The organism is Rhodococcus ruber NBRC 15591 (assembly GCF_001894945.1).
Classification (GTDB): domain Bacteria; phylum Actinomycetota; class Actinomycetes; order Mycobacteriales; family Mycobacteriaceae; genus Rhodococcus; species Rhodococcus ruber.
This window is the reverse complement of the sequence record NZ_BCXE01000017.1, coordinates 1-15279: the sequence shown is the minus strand read 5'-3', so window position 1 is coordinate 15279 and position 15279 is coordinate 1. Positions and strand designations below refer to the sequence as shown.

Here is a 15279-nt window from a genome sequence, read left to right as displayed (position 1 = left end):
GGGGGGTGGAGCGGATGACGGGATTCGAACCCGCGACCCTCACCTTGGCAAGGTGATGCGCTACCAGCTGCGCTACATCCGCATGCGCACTCCCCGACCCGGTGACCCGGGTCGAGAAGTGCAGGGTGAAACCTGGTCGATCATGGTGCGCGATACTGGGATTGAACCAGTGACCTCTTCCGTGTCAGGGAAGCGCTCTCCCGCTGAGCTAATCGCGCGAGGTGGAGACGGGAATCGAACCCGTGTGCACGGCTTTGCAGGCCGTTGCCTCACCACTCGGCCACTCCACCGTAAAAGGTCGAGTCCAACCTCTCGAGCGGATGACGGGATTCGAACCCGCGACCCTCACCTTGGCAAGGTGATGCGCTACCAGCTGCGCTACATCCGCATCGCACCGCCCGGCGCCGTGCTCTCCGTGGTGCGGTTGAGAACATTAGCCGACCATCGTCAGAACACACAAATCTGCAGGTGAGGGCATGGACGAGCCGTCCTGGTGGATCCTGCCCGGCCCGTTCCGGCGGCGGGTCGGGCCAGCGAGCGCCGGCTGGGCGATCCGTTCGGTGAGGGGCACGGAACTCGCGCCCCCTCGGGGCGCGGCATCCCGACGCGGTATCGAAAACACAGGCGACCAGGCGATTCGTGTTCATCCGATGGGCGTGTTAATGTTCCTTCTCGTTCGAGCCGCTGCGAAGCGGCCCGGTCCCGTGGCTCAGTGGAAGAGCGTCCCGTTCACACCGGGGAGGTCGCTGGTTCGATCCCAGCCGGGACCACAGCACCGACGAAGGGCACCCCACGGGGTGCCCTTCGTCGTTTCCGGGCCGGCGCGGTTCGCGTCCGGCCGGAACGTGTCGGCGACGGAGCGGCGGTGACCTGCGCGTTCACCGAACCGCGCTGCGCTGATGGCAGGATTGCGGTCGGTGTGAGGAGGATGCGACTGATGAGCGTCGCCGACAACAACTGGCCCCTGGTCGGGGCCACAGGAGCACGATTCGGATCGGCCGGCCGCCGGCGCAAGGATCACCCGGCACCCGGCGCCGCCGACCGCGGAGCGGCCACGCCCGCGGTGGACGCCCCGACCACGGGGACCTCCGCGGCCGTCGCCGTCCCCGCGTCGCAGCCGATGCCCGCGGTCCCGAGGCACACGGCGGCCACGAGGGAGGAAGAACCGATCGGGCAGCAGCCCTCCTTCGTCCGTCCCTTCGTGCGCAGCCAGGGCCGGACCCGCTCCGAGGTGGATCTCCCGCTCGAGGTCCTCGTCTCCGCCGTGAGCGACGCCGAGGGAACTGCGGGTCTCGAGGAGCACCGCACCATCCTGGCGCTGTGCGCCGAACCGCGGTCCATCATGGAGATCGCGGCCCTGGCCCGACTGCCTCTGGGCGTCGCACGTGTCCTGGTGGGAGATCTCGCCGCCACGGGAGAACTCACCGTCCACCGCACCGCCGACGGACTCGGACCCGACGCCCAGTTGCTGTCTCGGGTCCTCGGCGGCCTGCGTCGGCTCTAGCCCGCCCGACGCCCGGCAGTGCCCGGGTGAACTGCCGTTCCGGGTGGTGTCGATAGCATGGTCTGGTTGCCGGACGCGTGGCATACCCCGCGGCGTCGGCGGCACCCATCACCGGCACGAGCCCGAGGAGCCCACCACAGTGACGACGCCCGCATCCGTAGACCCCACCGTGCTCGTCCGGGTGCCCGCGGGGACCACTGCCGGTGCCGCCCTCCGGGAGGCGGGCCTGCCCAACAGCGGGCCCGACGCGGTCGTCGTGGTCCGCGACGAGGAGGGGCGGCTGCGGGACCTGTCGTGGACGCCGGAACAGGACACCCAGGTCGAGCCGGTCGCCGCCGCCACCGAGGACGGCCGCTCCGTCATCCGGCACTCCGCGGCACACGTCCTCGCCCAGGCGGTGCAGCAGGAGTTCCCCGAGGCCAAGCTCGGCATCGGTCCCCCGATCAAGGACGGCTTCTACTACGACTTCCAGGTCGACCGCCCCTTCACTCCCGAGGACCTGACGAAGCTCGAGAAGCGCATGAAGCAGATCGTCAAGGGGGCGCAGCGGTTCTCCCGCCGCGTCGTCGAGAGCCTGGACGACGCACGCGAGGAACTGAAGAACGAGCCGTTCAAGCTCGAGCTGATCAGCGAGAAGTCGGCCGGAAACAGCTCCCTGGACGAGGACCCCGAGATCATGGAGGTCGGCGGCAAGGAACTGACGATCTACGACAACCTCAATCCGCGCACCGGCGAGAAGATCTGGGCCGATCTGTGCCGCGGTCCGCACATCCCCACCACCAAGTACATCCCGGCGTTCAAGCTCACCCGCAGCTCCGCCGCCTATTGGCGCGGCGACCAGGACAATGCCGGTCTCCAGCGCATCTACGGCACCGCGTGGGAGTCCGCGGAGGCGCAGGAGCGCTACCTCGAGCTGCTCGCCGAGGCCGAGCGCCGTGATCACCGCAAGCTCGGCAACGAGCTCGACCTGTTCAGCTTCCCCGACGAGCTCGGCTCCGGCCTCCCGGTGTTCCACCCCAAGGGCGGCATCATCCGCCAGGAGATGGAGAACTACTCCCGCAAGCGGCATGTCGAGGCCGGCTACGAGTTCGTGTACTCCCCGCACATCACGAAGGGTCACCTCTACGAGGTGTCCGGCCATCTCGACTGGTACCGCGACGGCATGTTCCCCGCGATGCACATCGACGAGGAACTGGCCGAGGACGGCACCGTGCGCAAGCCGGGCCAGGACTACTACCTCAAGCCGATGAACTGCCCGATGCACAACCTCGTCTTCCGGTCCCGCGGCCGGTCCTACCGCGAGCTGCCGCTGCGGCTGTTCGAATTCGGCTCGGTGTACCGGTACGAGAAGTCCGGCGTCGTCCACGGTCTGACCCGGGTGCGTGGCATGACGCAGGACGACGCGCACATCTACTGCACCCGCGAGCAGATGCGCGACGAGCTGACCACGACCCTGAACTTCGTCCTCGACCTGCTCAAGGACTACGGCCTCGAGGACTACTACCTCGAGCTGTCGACGAAGAACCCCAAGAAGTTCGTCGGCGACGACGCCCTGTGGGAGGAGGCCACCGAGACCCTGCGCGAGGTCGGCGAGGCCTCCGGGCTCGATCTCGTGCCGGATCCGGGCGGTGCCGCCTTCTACGGCCCCAAGATCTCCGTCCAGGTTCAGGACGCGCTCGGGCGCAGCTGGCAGATGTCGACGATCCAGCTCGACTTCAACCTGCCCGAGCGATTCGAGCTCGAGTACACCGGCCCCGACGGCAGCAAGCACCGGCCGGTGATGATCCACCGGGCCCTGTTCGGTTCGATCGAGCGCTTCTTCGGCGTGCTCACCGAGCACTACGCGGGTGCCTTCCCGGCGTGGCTCGCCCCCGTCCAGGTCGTCGGGATTCCCGTCGCGGAGGCCTTCGAGGATCACCTGTTCGACGTCACCCGGCAGTTGAAGGCCGCCGGGGTGCGGGCCGAAGTCGACACCAGCGACGACCGGATGCAGAAGAAGATCCGCAACCACACCACGCAGAAGGTGCCGTTCATGCTGCTCGCGGGCGAGCGTGACGTCGCCGCCGGCGCGGTCAGCTTCCGGTTCCGCGACGGTACGCAGGTCAACGGGGTACCCGTGGCCGACGCGGTCCGTCTGGTGACCGAGTGGATCGAGCGGCGGGAGAACGCCTCGCCCACCGCGGAGCTCGTCGCTCCCGTCGACCGCGGCGGCGCCGCATGAGCGGGGACTGCTCCGACGACGCCCTCGTCGATCGGGGTGCCGGCGAACCCGATCACCTCCAGCGACTGTGGTCCCCGCACCGCATGTCGTACATCGCGGAGGCGCCCCGCTCCAAGGAGGCGCCCTACGAGCCCTTCACCGACATCCCGAAGATGCGGGACGAGGAGGGCCTCGTCGTCGCGCGCGGCGAGCACGTGTACGCGGTGCTCAACCTGTATCCCTACAACCCCGGCCATCTGATGGTCGTGCCGTACCGGCGGGTCGCCAACCTCGAGGACCTCACCCCCGAGGAGAGCACCGAGCTGATGTCGTTCGCGCAGCGGGCGATCCTGGTCATCAAGAGCGTCTCGCGGCCGCACGGCTTCAACGTGGGGCTCAACCTCGGGGCCGCCGCCGGGGGCTCACTCGCCGAGCACCTGCACCTGCACGTGGTGCCGCGGTGGGGTGGCGACGCCAACTTCATCACCGTTCTCGGCGGCGCCAAGGTCATGCCGCAGCTGCTGCGCGACACCCGCGCGTTGCTCGCTGCGGCCTGGAACGACTGACACCGGCCCGAACCGAACGCCGTCCCCGCGACTGTATGGTTGTCGCCGTTCGCAGGCATGGCAGGATCGTGTCCCGGACGCAACGATGTGACGAAAGACGGGGGTCGGTGGGATGCTCAGCTTCTTCGGGCGTGCGTCGGTGTCGAAGGTCACCGCGCCGCTCGGCAGGGCCCTGATCCGCACCGGCCTCACGCCGGACGCGGTGACACTGATCGGCACCGTCGCCACGATCGCCGCCGCCGTGACGCTGTTCCCGATGGGGCAGTTGTTCTGGGGTGCGATGGTGATCGGGCTGTTCGTGATGTTCGACATGCTCGACGGCGCCATGGCGCGGGCCCGAGGTGGCGGCACCCGCTTCGGCGCGGTCCTCGACGCCACCTGTGACCGGGTCGCCGACGGTGCGATCTTCGCCGGGCTCGCCTGGTGGGCGGTCTACGAGGAACAGAGCCGGCCGCTGCTGGTCGCCACCCTCATCTGCCTCGTCACCTCCCAGGTCATCTCCTATGCCAAGGCCCGCGCGGAAGCGAGCGGCCTGTCCGCCGACGGCGGCTTGATCGAACGTCCCGACCGGCTCGTCATCGTCCTGGTCGGCGCCGGCTTCACCGGGCTCGGCCTGTGGTGGGCGATCCACGCCGCAATGTGGCTGCTCGCCGCCGGTTCGGTGATCACCGTGTTCCAGCGGGTGCTCGCGGTGCGGCGCTCCCCGGAGGCCCGCGAGCTGCTGCCCCTGCCGTCGTCGACTCCGGCCGACGGAGCACCGTCGTCGGCCCCGGCCGACGGAGACGCCCGATGAGCGTGACGGAACGCGCCTCCGACCTCGGCTACGCCGCGGGATGGCGGCTCGTGCGGGCGCTGCCCGAGTCCACTGCGCGCCGGCTGTTCGACGTCGGGGCCGAATACGCCGCCCGTCGCGGCGCCGGCCCGCAGCAGTTGCGTCGCAACCTGGCCCGCGTCCTGGGTGTGCCCGCGGCGCAGGTCCCGGACGAGCTGATCCGGCAGTCCCTGCGGTCCTACGCCCGGTACTGGCGGGAGGCGTTCCGGCTGCCCTCCATGGACCTCGCCGCGACGGCTGCGGCACTCGACGACGCCGTCGAGGGCCGCGAACACATCGAACAGGCCCTGGCGGCCGGGCGCGGTGCAATTCTCGCCCTGCCGCACAGCGGGAACTGGGACATGGCCGGTGTGTGGTGCACGCAGACCTACGGCGGACTGTCCACGGTGGCCGAACGCCTGCGCCCGGAATCGCTCTACCAGCGGTTCGTCGCGTACCGCGAAAGCCTCGGCTTCGAGATCTTCCCCCTCAGCGGCGGTGAGACCCCGCCGTTCGACCGGCTCGAGACCCGGTTGCGCGAGAACCGGATCGTCTGCCTGCTCGGCGAACGCGACCTGGCCCGCAGGGGCGTGCCGGTCACGTTCTTCGGTGAGCCCACCCGCATGCCCGCCGGCCCGGCGAAGCTGGCCGTCGAGACCGGGGCGCCCCTGCTGCCGGTGCACTGCTGGTTCACCGTCGACGGCTGGGGTTTCCGGGTCCATCCCGAGATCGATGTCACCGGCGGGATCGGACCGGCGACCCAGGCGCTGGCCGACTGCTTCGCCGCGGACATCGCCGAACACCCGGCGGACTGGCACATGCTGCAACCGCTCTGGCTCGACGACCTCTCCGAGGCCCGCCTGGCCCGGATGGAGGCGCGGTGAAGATCGGCATGGTGTGCCCGTACTCGTTCGACGTACCGGGCGGGGTGCAGGCGCACGTCGTGGACCTGGCGACCGTGCTCATCGAACGCGGCCACCGGGTCAGTGTCCTCGCTCCGGCATCCGACCGCACGGAACTGCCCGACTTCGTCGTCTCCGCCGGACGCGCCGTCGCCATCCCCTACAACGGGTCCGTGGCACGTCTGAGCTTCGGCCCCGTGTCCTACGCGCGGGTCCGGCGATGGATCAACGACAACGACTTCGACGTCCTGCACATCCACGAGCCCAACGCCCCGAGCCTGTCGATGCTCGCCCTGAAGATCGCGGAAGGGCCCATCGTCGCGACCTTCCACACCTCGACGACCAAGTCGCTGGTACTGAGCACGTTCCAAGGTGTGCTGCAGCCGTATCTCGAGAAGATCAGCGGTCGCATCGCCGTGTCCGAGCTCGCCCGCCGCTGGCAGGTGACCTCCCTCGGCTCCGACGCCGTGGAGATCCCCAACGGAGTCGACGTGTCGTCGTTCGCGCACGCCCCCGCGTTGCCCGGGTATCCCCGCGCCGGCCGCACCGTGCTGTTCCTCGGCCGGTACGACGAACCGCGTAAGGGCATGGGGGTGCTGCTCGGCGCGCTGCCCCTGCTCGTCGAGCACTACCCGGACCTGCAGGTCCTCGTGGTCGGCCGCGGGGACGAGGAACGGCTGCGCAAGGAGGCCGGACCGCACGCACGGCACCTGCGGCTGCTCGGCCAGGTGTCCGACGCGGAGAAGGCCTCGGCCATGCGCAGCGCCGACGTCTACTGCGCCCCCAACCTCGGTGGGGAGAGCTTCGGCATCGTGCTCGTGGAGGCGATGGCCGCCGGTACCGCGGTAGTGGCCAGCGAACTCGACGCGTTCCGCCGGGTGCTGCGCGACGGCCGCGCCGGCGTACTCGTCCCGGTGGGCGACTCGGCGGCGCTCGCCGCTTCGATCCGCGGCCTGCTCGACGACGCAGCCCGGCGCCGCGCCCTCGTGGAGGCGGCGAACGAGATCGTCGGCGCGTACGACTGGCCGGTGGTGGCCGAGCAGATCCTGCGCGTATACGAGACCGTCACGGTCGGGGCCGGGCCGGTCCGCGAGGTCCGGTCGTGACATGCAGCCGGGCGACGCCGCCGCGTGAGGGGAGTGGGACGTGACGCTGTCCGCGCTGACCGTACTCGTCCTCGCGCTGGTCACCGCGCTCGTCGTCGCGCTCGGGCTGTGGGCGTACGGCACGGCCAACCGGCTGGACCGGCTGCACGTGCGGTCGGACCTCTCCTGGCAGGCGCTCGACGCCGCCCTGGCTCGCCGCGCCGTGGTGGTGCGCGGGATCGCGGCCTCCGTCCCGGTCGCCGAAGGCCGCCGGCTGGCCGCCCTGGCCGACCGTGCCGAGCGGGCGGACCGTGCCGAACGGGAGTCGGCGGAGAACACGCTGTCGGCCGCCGTGGCCGCGGTCGACACCGAGCGGCTCCGACCGCAGCTGGTGGCCGAACTCGCCGACGCCGAGGCGCGGGTGCTGATCGCCCGCCGATTCCACAACGACGCCGTCCGCGACACCCTGGCATTGCGTGCCCGCCGTCCGGTCCGGTGGCTGCACCTCGGTGGCACGGCGCCGTTGCCCACCTACTTCGAGATCACCGAGCGCACCGGCCCGGCTGCCGCGACGGGCCTGTCGCTCGACGAGACGCGCACCTCGGCGCGGGTCGTGCTGTTCGACCACGAGGGGCGGGTGTTGCTGCTGCGCGGCCACGACCCGACCACGCCGGACGTGCACTTCTGGTTCACCGTCGGCGGCGCCGTCGAGGTGGGGGAGACGTTGCGCGCGGCCGCGGCCCGCGAGGTGGGGGAGGAGACCGGTCTGCCGGTCGCGCCCGGGCAACTGTGCGGACCCCTGTGGCGCCGAGTGGCGGTATTCCCCTTCAACGGGGAACTCATCCGTTCGGAGGAGCTGTTCTTCGCCCTGCAGACGCCCGCCTTCGAACCGGGGAGCAGCGGATTCACGGACCTCGAGCGCCGCATGAGCCTCGAACACCGTTGGTTCGCCGAGAACGAGATCCGGGACCTGCAGCGACGCGGGGAGGCCGTGTACCCGCAGGATCTCGCCGATCTGCTGGGCGAGGCGCGTGACGTCGCCGTACGCCGCGTGGAACCGGAGGTTCGTGCCATCCGGTGAGCTGCGGCGCTCGAGGCAGGCCGTGTCGATGCCCGCGAGGCAGGCCGTGTCGATGCCCGCGAGGCAGGCCGTGTCGATGCCCGCGAGGCAGGCCAGGGCCTCGCGACTGGCTATGGGACGGCCGTCCGGCCGCACCTAGAATCGGGAGCGGCGTCGTGACGTGCCCGAATCCGTCCGCCGCGCCAGTCTCTGCAGGCCATACCCCAGGAGTTTGTTGCTGTGAGCAGCCCCGAGTCCGTCCCCACCACCGGTACCGCCCGCGTCAAGCGCGGCATGGCCGAGATGCTCAAGGGCGGCGTGATCATGGACGTGGTCACCCCCGAGCAGGCGAAGATCGCCGAGGACGCGGGTGCCGTCGCCGTCATGGCGCTCGAGCGCGTCCCCGCCGACATCCGCGCCCAGGGAGGCGTGTCCCGCATGTCCGACCCGGACATGATCGAAGGCATCATCGAGGCCGTGTCCATCCCCGTGATGGCCAAGGCGCGTATCGGTCACTTCGTCGAGGCACAGATCCTGCAGGCCCTCGGCGTGGACTACATCGACGAGTCGGAGGTGCTCACTCCCGCCGACTACGAGAACCACATCGACAAGTTCGCGTTCACCGTGCCGTTCGTGTGCGGCGCCACCAACCTCGGTGAAGCGCTGCGCCGGATCAACGAGGGCGCGGCGATGATCCGTTCCAAGGGTGAGGCCGGCACCGGCGACGTCTCCAACGCCACCACCCACATGCGGAAGATCCGGCAGGAGATCCGGCGGTTGACCTCCCTGCCGGAGGACGAGCTGTACGTCGCGGCCAAGGAACTGCAGGCCCCGTACGACCTGGTCGTCGAGGTCGCCCAGGCCGGCAAGCTGCCGGTGACCCTGTTCACGGCCGGGGGCATCGCCACCCCGGCGGACGCGGCGATGATGATGCAGCTCGGCGCCGAGGGCGTGTTCGTCGGTTCGGGCATCTTCAAGTCCGGCAACCCGGCCGAGCGTGCCGCCGCGATCGTCAAGGCCACCACCTTCTACGACGACCCGGGCGTGCTCGCGAAGGTCTCGCGCGGCCTGGGCGAGGCCATGGTCGGCATCAACGTCGACGACATCCCGGTGCCGCACCGCCTCGCCGAGCGAGGCTGGTGACCCGCACGACCGCCGGCTTTCCCGGGTGCGACGGGAGCCTCCACCGTGTCGGAGGCTCCCGTCGCTCCGTTCCGGGCACCTGCCGCTAGCCTGTCGCAGGACTGGGAAGGAGCCCGCATGGCGAAGATCGAGGAGATCCTGGCGCTCGAACATCTCGAGAAGAACATCTTCCGGGGCGTGGCGACGGAGACGTCGCTGCAACGCACCTTCGGGGGCCAGGTCGCCGGGCAGGCGCTGGTGTCCGCGGTGCGCACCGTCGATCCGGCGTACTCGGTGCATTCGTTGCACGGATACTTCGTCCGTCCCGGTAACCCGGCGAAGCCGATCGTGTATCTCGTCGACCCGATCCGCGACGGCCGGTCGTTCGGCACCCGGCGGGTGACTGCCGTTCAGGACGGGCAGGCGATCTTCACCATGTCCGCATCGTTCCACGTCCAGGACGAGGGCATCGAGCACCAGGACGAGATGCCCCCGGTGCCGGATCCCGAGGAACTCTCCGGCCTCGCGGACTCGGAGGACCCCGGAAACGAGTGGGCCAGGCGGGAATGGCCCGAGTGGGACCTGCGGCGGGTGCCGGAGGACCGCATCTTCCGGCGCACCGGCATCGTGTCCCAGCAGCAGGTGTGGTTCCGGGTCCGGGACCCGCTCCCGGACGACAACGTGCTGCACGTGTGCACCCTGGCGTACATGAGCGACATGACGTTGCTCGGTTCCGCGAGCGTCGCGCATCCCGACGAGAAGACCCAGGGCGCCTCCCTCGACCACGCCATGTGGTTCCTGCGCTCCTTCCGCGCCGACGACTGGTTGCTGTACGACCAGACCTCCCCGTCGGCCGGCTTCGGGCGGGCCCTGACACAGGGACGCATCTTCGACCGGAACGGGCGCATGGTCGCCGCGGTGGTACAAGAGGGATTGACCCGCTACCTGCGTTGATGAGCGGGTGCCCGGTTCCCGGTCCGTGAGCCGGGGCACCTCGGCCCGGCTGCTAGCGTGGACGTCCAGGTTCCGGGCGGGCGTTGCCCGTCCCCGACAGAACAGGCGACAGTGGAAAGTTCTCCGACCATCGGCGTGCTCGCTCTCCAAGGCGACGTCCGCGAGCACCTGACCGCACTCGAAGCGGCCGGCGCCCGCGCGATCGGCGTGCGCCGGCCCGGCGAGCTCGACGCCGTCGACGGCCTGGTGATCCCCGGTGGGGAGTCCACCACCATGAGCCGGCTGTTGCAGGTGTTCGACCTCCTCGAGCCGCTGCGTGCGCGCCTGAAGGCCGGGCTGCCCGCGTACGGATCCTGCGCCGGGATGATCCTGCTCGCCTCGCAGGTCCTCGACACCCGTCCGGACGCCGAGCATCTCGACGCCCTCGACATCACGGTCCGACGCAACGCCTTCGGTCGCCAGGTCGACTCGTTCGAGGCCGACCTCACCGTCGCGGGCATCGAGGGCGACCCGGTGCGTGCGGTGTTCATCCGGGCCCCCTGGGTGGAAGAGGTCGGCCCCGGCGTGGAAGTTCTGGCCACCGTCCCGGAGGGGCCAGCCGCCGGACGGGTCGTCGCCGTGCGCCAGGGCGCCGTGATGGCGACGTCGTTCCACCCGGAGGTCACCGGTGACCTCCGGGTGCACCGGCTGTTCGTCGACACCGTCCGTTCGGGGTCACTGCTCGCGGAGTAGAATCGACCCTCCGAACCAGTCGGACCCGGTCCGACCTCACCTCGCCGGAAGGGGCTCCAATCGAATGAGCGGCCACTCCAAATGGGCCACCACCAAGCACAAGAAGGCGGCCATCGACGCCAAGCGCGGCAAGATGTTCGCGAAGCTGATCAAGAACATCGAGGTGGCGGCCCGGACCGGCGGTGGTGACCCGGCGGGCAATCCGACGCTGTACGACGCCATCCAGAAGGCGAAGAAGAGCTCGGTCCCCAACGACAACATCGAGCGGGCCCGCAAGCGTGGCGCCGGTGAGGAAGCCGGCGGCGCGGACTGGCAGACGATCACCTACGAGGGCTACGGCCCCAGTGGCGTCGCCGTCCTCATCGAGTGCCTCACCGACAACCGCAACCGCGCGGCGGGCGAGGTCCGCACCGCGATGACCCGCAACGGCGGCAACATGGCCGACCCCGGTTCGGTGTCGTACCTGTTCACCCGCAAGGGTGTCGTCGTGCTCGAGAAGAACGGCCGCACCGAGGACGAGATTCTCGAGGTGGTGCTCGAGGCCGGTGCCGAGGAGATCAACGACCTCGGCGACAGCTTCGAGATCGTCTCCGAGGCGGGCGACCTCATCGCCGTGCGCACCGCGCTCGTCGAGGCGGGAATCGACTACGAATCGGCCGATCCGGACTTCCGGGCCTCGGTCGAGGTGCCCGTCGACGCGGAGAGCGCCCGCAAGGTGTTCAAGCTCGTCGACGCGCTCGAGGATTCCGATGACGTGCAGAACGTCTACACCAACGTCGACGTCTCCGACGAGGTCCTCGCCGAACTCGACGCCTGAGTCGGACGGCTCCCGGCCGGGGCTGCGTGTCGGTACCGCGACGCGCCGCCCCGGCCGCTATGCTCTCGAACAATTGTTCGTAGCGGTCGAGAGGTGAACGGGTGCGCGTGATGGGTGTGGACCCGGGACTGACGCGATGTGGTTTCGGCATCGTGGACACCGGTCGCGGGCGCGAGGTCGCTGCCGTCGCAGTGGATGTCATCCGCACACCTCCCGAGATGGACCTGCCGTCCCGGCTGCTGTGCATCTCCACGGCTGCCGAGGAGTGGCTCGACCGCTTCGAACCAGAGGTCGTCGCCGTCGAGCGGGTGTTCTCCCAGCACAACGTCCGTACCGCGATGGGCACCGCCCAGGCGGGGGGAGTGGTGGCGCTCTCCGCCGCCCGGCGCGGCATCCCGGTGGCCTTCCACACCCCGAGCCAGGTCAAGTCCGCCGTGACCGGAAACGGCTCGGCCGACAAGAAGCAGGTCACGGCGATGGTCACCAAGATCCTGGGCCTCGCCGCCGCCCCGAAGCCCGCGGACGCCGCGGACGCCCTCGCCCTGGCGATCTGCCACTGCTGGCGTGCGCCCATGCTCGCGCGCATGGCCGCCGCCGAAGCCGCCGCGGCCGAACAGAAACGACGGTACGAGGCGCGGCTGCGGGAACAGGCCGCCGCGCGGAAGGCAGGTGCACGGTGATCGCCTCGGTGCGCGGGGAAGTGCTCGAGATCGCCCTCGACCACGTCGTCATCGAATCCGCGGGGGTCGGCTACCGGATCCACGCCACGCCCGCCACCCTCGCCACGCTCCGTCGTGGCGAGGACACCCGCCTGGTCACGGCGATGATCGTGCGCGAGGACTCGATGACGCTGTACGGGTTCCCCGATCCCGACGCCCGGGACCTGTTCGGGTTGCTGCAGACGGTCTCCGGTGTCGGACCCCGACTCGCGATGGCCACCCTCGCGGTGCTCGATCCGGACTCGTTGCGTGCGGCCCTCGCCGACGGCAACACCGCTGCCCTGACCCGGGTCCCGGGCATCGGCAAACGCGGCGCCGAACGCATGGTCGTCGAACTACGGGACAAGGTGGCGGCGTACGCCGGCGCCTCCGCCCCGACGGCGGTGGTCGGCTCACCGATGCGGGACCAGGTGGTCGAGGCTCTCGTCGGGCTCGGTTTCCCCGTCAAGCAGGCGGAACAGTCCACCGACACGGTTCTCGCAGGTGACCCGCACGCCGACACCTCGACCGCGCTGCGGTCGGCGCTGGCTCTGCTGGGCAAGAGCCGATGATCGAGGACTTTCCCACCGAGGGAGCCTCGGACGAGGCTCCGATGACCGCCGAGTACACCGCCGGCGACGGCGACGTCGAGGCGAGTCTGCGGCCCAAGAATCTCGACGACTTCATCGGCCAGCCCCGGGTGCGGGAACAGCTGCAGCTGGTGCTGCGCGGGGCGAAGCTGCGCGGCGGCACCCCCGACCACATCCTGCTGTCCGGCCCACCGGGCCTGGGCAAGACGTCGATGGCCATGATCATCGCCGCCGAACTCGGGTCGTCGCTGCGGCTGACGTCGGGCCCCGCCCTGGAACGGGCCGGCGACCTGGCCGCGATGCTGTCCAACCTCGTCGAGGGGGACGTGCTGTTCATCGACGAGATCCACCGCATCGCGCGTCCCGCCGAGGAGATGCTGTACCTGGCGATGGAGGACTTCCGCGTCGACGTCGTCGTCGGCAAGGGTCCGGGTGCGACGTCGATCCCCCTCGAGGTGGCCCCGTTCACCCTCGTCGGAGCCACGACCCGTTCCGGGGCGCTGACCGGCCCGCTGCGCGACCGGTTCGGCTTCACCGCGCACATGGACTTCTACGAACCGGCGGAGCTACAGCAGATCCTGCTCCGCTCGGCCCGCATCCTCGGCATCGACCTGGGCGAGGAGGCGAGCGCCGAGATCGCCGGCCGTTCCCGCGGCACCCCGCGCATCGCCAACCGGCTGCTGCGACGGGTCCGCGACTACGCCGAGGTCCGCGCCGACGGCGTCATCACCCGCGAGATCGCCCGGGCCGCCCTCGCCGTCTACGACGTCGATGCGCTCGGCCTGGACCGACTCGACCGGGCCGTGCTGGGCGCGCTCGTCCGAAGTTTCGGGGGCGGACCGGTGGGCGTGTCCACCCTCGCGGTAGCCGTCGGTGAGGAGCCCGGCACCGTCGAGGAGGTGTGCGAGCCGTTTCTGGTGCGGGCGGGCATGATCGCGCGTACCCCGCGCGGGCGGGTCGCGACCCAGGCGGCGTGGCTGCAACTCGGGCTGACCCCGCCGCCGGAGGCCGCAACCGGCGGCATCGAGGTGCGGGCCCGCGAACCGCAGCCCGGCCTGTTCGACGACGACTGACCGCTCCGCCACCGGCGCCGGTACAGCAGCCGCGCCGGTAATGGCACACTGGTCTACTGCGCCGGTCCGCGACGACCGGCGCCCGATGCCGGACGACTTCGAGGACTGACTTCAACGATGGAACTGCTCTTCCCGCTGCTGATCCTTGCCCTGCTGGTGCCGACCTTCCTCGGCATCCGGCGCCAGAAGAAGGAGATGCAGAAGACCGCGGAACTGCAGGATGCGTTGCAGGTCGGCGACCGGGTGATGACCACGGCGGGACTGCACGCCACCATCACCGCGCTCACCGACACCACCGTGGAGCTCGAGATCGCACCCGGCGTGGTGACCACCTGGGCCCGGGTCGTGGTCCGTGAGCGGATCACCGATCAAGGCTCGGCGGACGAGACCGGTGGACTCTCGCTCGACAAGGGCGACGACACCGAGCCGCCGGCCGGGCGGCCGACCGAGCACTGAAGAACCGAGCACTGAAGAACCGAGCACCGAACAACCGAGCACCGAAGAACCGAGCACCGAACGGCCGGACTCTGCCCGGTCGACATCCCGGCCGATGTGCGGGCCGGGCGGGGGCCGCGCCCGACGGGTGCGATGGCCCCGTGACCAGCGCATCACTCACTCGCATCGAGGAGACTGACAGACCGTGGCACCTTCCAACGGATCGGTGCATCCAGTTCGCTCCCTCGCCCTGTTCGGGGCGATCCTGGTGGCGCTGTATGCACTGATCTTCTTCACCGGGGACAAATCGGCGACGCCGAAGCTCGGCATCGACCTGCAGGGCGGCACCCGAGTAACCCTCACCGCCCGCACCCCGGACGGCAGTGCGCCCAGCCAGGACAGTCTCCGGCAGGCCCAGCAGATCATCGAGACCCGCGTGAACGGTCTCGGCGTGTCCGGTTCCGAGGTCGTCATCGACGGGGACAACCTGGTGATCACGGTGCCCGGCGACGACAGCTCGCAGGCCCGGACCCTCGGTCAGACCGCGCGCCTGTACATCCGGCCCGTGATCGGCCAGCCCATTGCGAGCGCGAACTCCGCTCAGCCCGCGCCCGCGGACTCCCCGGCTCCCGTTCCCGGGACGCCGGCACCCGGCGCCGCGACGCCCGCCCCGGAACCGGCCGCACCGGAACCGCAAGGCCGGCCGTTCCCGGCGCAGGATCCCACCGAC

At 70.3% G+C, this 15279-nt stretch carries 15 protein-coding genes, 5 tRNA genes and 1 pseudogene; 17 read left to right on the top strand and 4 right to left on the bottom strand.

Going from position 1 to position 15279, the window contains the following annotated elements:
- Positions 1-6: 6 nt before the first annotated feature.
- The 4 genes from RR3_RS11305 to RR3_RS11290 form a co-directional block, all read right to left on the bottom strand.
- Positions 7-82 (bottom strand) — tRNA-Gly (locus tag RR3_RS11305).
- Between the two features lie 61 nt (positions 83-143).
- Positions 144-218: transfer RNA gene (locus RR3_RS11300), tRNA-Val, on the bottom strand.
- Between the two features lies 1 nt (position 219).
- Positions 220-290: transfer RNA gene (locus tag RR3_RS11295), tRNA-Cys, on the bottom strand.
- Between the two features lie 25 nt (positions 291-315).
- A tRNA-Gly gene (locus RR3_RS11290) sits at positions 316-388 on the bottom strand.
- 310 nt (positions 389-698) lie between these two features.
- On the opposite strand from RR3_RS11290, the gene RR3_RS11285 reads away from it, so the two are divergent.
- The 17 genes and pseudogenes from RR3_RS11285 to RR3_RS11205 all read left to right on the top strand — a co-directional run.
- Positions 699-770, top strand: a tRNA-Val gene (locus RR3_RS11285).
- 167 nt (positions 771-937) lie between these two features.
- Positions 938-1504: a DUF742 domain-containing protein gene (locus RR3_RS11280; RefSeq protein WP_010596833.1), complete on the top strand. Its 567-nt coding sequence runs from the start codon at positions 938-940 to the stop codon at positions 1502-1504.
- 139 nt (positions 1505-1643) lie between these two features.
- The gene (gene thrS, locus RR3_RS11275) at positions 1644-3725 is read left to right on the top strand and encodes a threonine--tRNA ligase (protein WP_010596834.1); all 2082 of its coding nucleotides are present in this window, start codon (positions 1644-1646) and stop codon (positions 3723-3725) included.
- Positions 3722-4270: an ATP adenylyltransferase gene (locus RR3_RS11270; RefSeq protein ID WP_010596835.1), complete on the top strand. Its 549-nt coding sequence runs from the start codon at positions 3722-3724 to the stop codon at positions 4268-4270. Before thrS ends, RR3_RS11270 begins: the two co-directional genes overlap by 4 nt.
- A 112-nt stretch (positions 4271-4382) precedes the next feature.
- Positions 4383-5063, top strand: a complete 681-nt coding sequence (gene pgsA, locus RR3_RS11265) for a phosphatidylinositol phosphate synthase (RefSeq protein WP_010596836.1) — start codon at positions 4383-4385, stop codon at positions 5061-5063.
- Entirely contained in the window at positions 5060-5965 is a 906-nt protein-coding gene (locus tag RR3_RS11260; RefSeq protein WP_017681354.1) for a phosphatidylinositol mannoside acyltransferase, read from the top strand. Before pgsA ends, RR3_RS11260 begins: the two co-directional genes overlap by 4 nt.
- The gene (locus tag RR3_RS11255; protein ID WP_010596838.1) at positions 5962-7089 is read left to right on the top strand and encodes a glycosyltransferase family 4 protein; all 1128 of its coding nucleotides are present in this window, start codon (positions 5962-5964) and stop codon (positions 7087-7089) included. The genes RR3_RS11260 and RR3_RS11255 overlap by 4 nt, the downstream gene beginning before the upstream one ends.
- Before the next feature lie 40 nt (positions 7090-7129).
- On the top strand, positions 7130-8149 hold the full coding sequence (locus tag RR3_RS11250) for an NUDIX hydrolase (protein WP_010596839.1): 1020 nt from the start codon (positions 7130-7132) through the stop codon (positions 8147-8149).
- A 219-nt stretch (positions 8150-8368) separates the two neighbouring features.
- The gene (pdxS, locus tag RR3_RS11245; RefSeq protein WP_010596840.1) at positions 8369-9271 is read left to right on the top strand and encodes a pyridoxal 5'-phosphate synthase lyase subunit PdxS; all 903 of its coding nucleotides are present in this window, start codon (positions 8369-8371) and stop codon (positions 9269-9271) included.
- Between the two features lie 117 nt (positions 9272-9388).
- Complete coding sequence (locus tag RR3_RS11240) at positions 9389-10204, top strand: acyl-CoA thioesterase (RefSeq protein WP_010596841.1); 816 nt, start codon at positions 9389-9391, stop codon at positions 10202-10204.
- 111 nt (positions 10205-10315) lie between these two features.
- Positions 10316-10936: a pyridoxal 5'-phosphate synthase glutaminase subunit PdxT gene (gene pdxT / locus RR3_RS11235; protein WP_026137913.1), complete on the top strand. Its 621-nt coding sequence runs from the start codon at positions 10316-10318 to the stop codon at positions 10934-10936.
- Positions 10937-11000: 64 nt separating this feature from the next.
- Positions 11001-11753 (top strand): YebC/PmpR family DNA-binding transcriptional regulator, encoded by a 753-nt coding sequence (locus RR3_RS11230; RefSeq protein WP_010596843.1) that lies wholly within the window; start codon positions 11001-11003, stop codon positions 11751-11753.
- A 101-nt stretch (positions 11754-11854) separates the two neighbouring features.
- Entirely contained in the window at positions 11855-12433 is a 579-nt protein-coding gene (gene ruvC, locus RR3_RS11225; RefSeq protein ID WP_017681352.1) for a crossover junction endodeoxyribonuclease RuvC, read from the top strand.
- On the top strand, positions 12430-13023 hold the full coding sequence (gene ruvA / locus RR3_RS11220; RefSeq protein WP_010596845.1) for a Holliday junction branch migration protein RuvA: 594 nt from the start codon (positions 12430-12432) through the stop codon (positions 13021-13023). The genes ruvC and ruvA overlap by 4 nt, the downstream gene beginning before the upstream one ends.
- Positions 13020-14114, top strand: a complete 1095-nt coding sequence (gene ruvB, locus RR3_RS11215; RefSeq protein ID WP_010596846.1) for a Holliday junction branch migration DNA helicase RuvB — start codon at positions 13020-13022, stop codon at positions 14112-14114. The genes ruvA and ruvB overlap by 4 nt, the downstream gene beginning before the upstream one ends.
- 117 nt (positions 14115-14231) lie before the next feature.
- The gene (yajC, locus tag RR3_RS11210; protein ID WP_010596847.1) at positions 14232-14570 is read left to right on the top strand and encodes a preprotein translocase subunit YajC; all 339 of its coding nucleotides are present in this window, start codon (positions 14232-14234) and stop codon (positions 14568-14570) included.
- 184 nt (positions 14571-14754) lie between these two features.
- Positions 14755-15279 (top strand): annotated as a pseudogene (locus RR3_RS11205) (protein translocase subunit SecD); the annotation flags it as partial.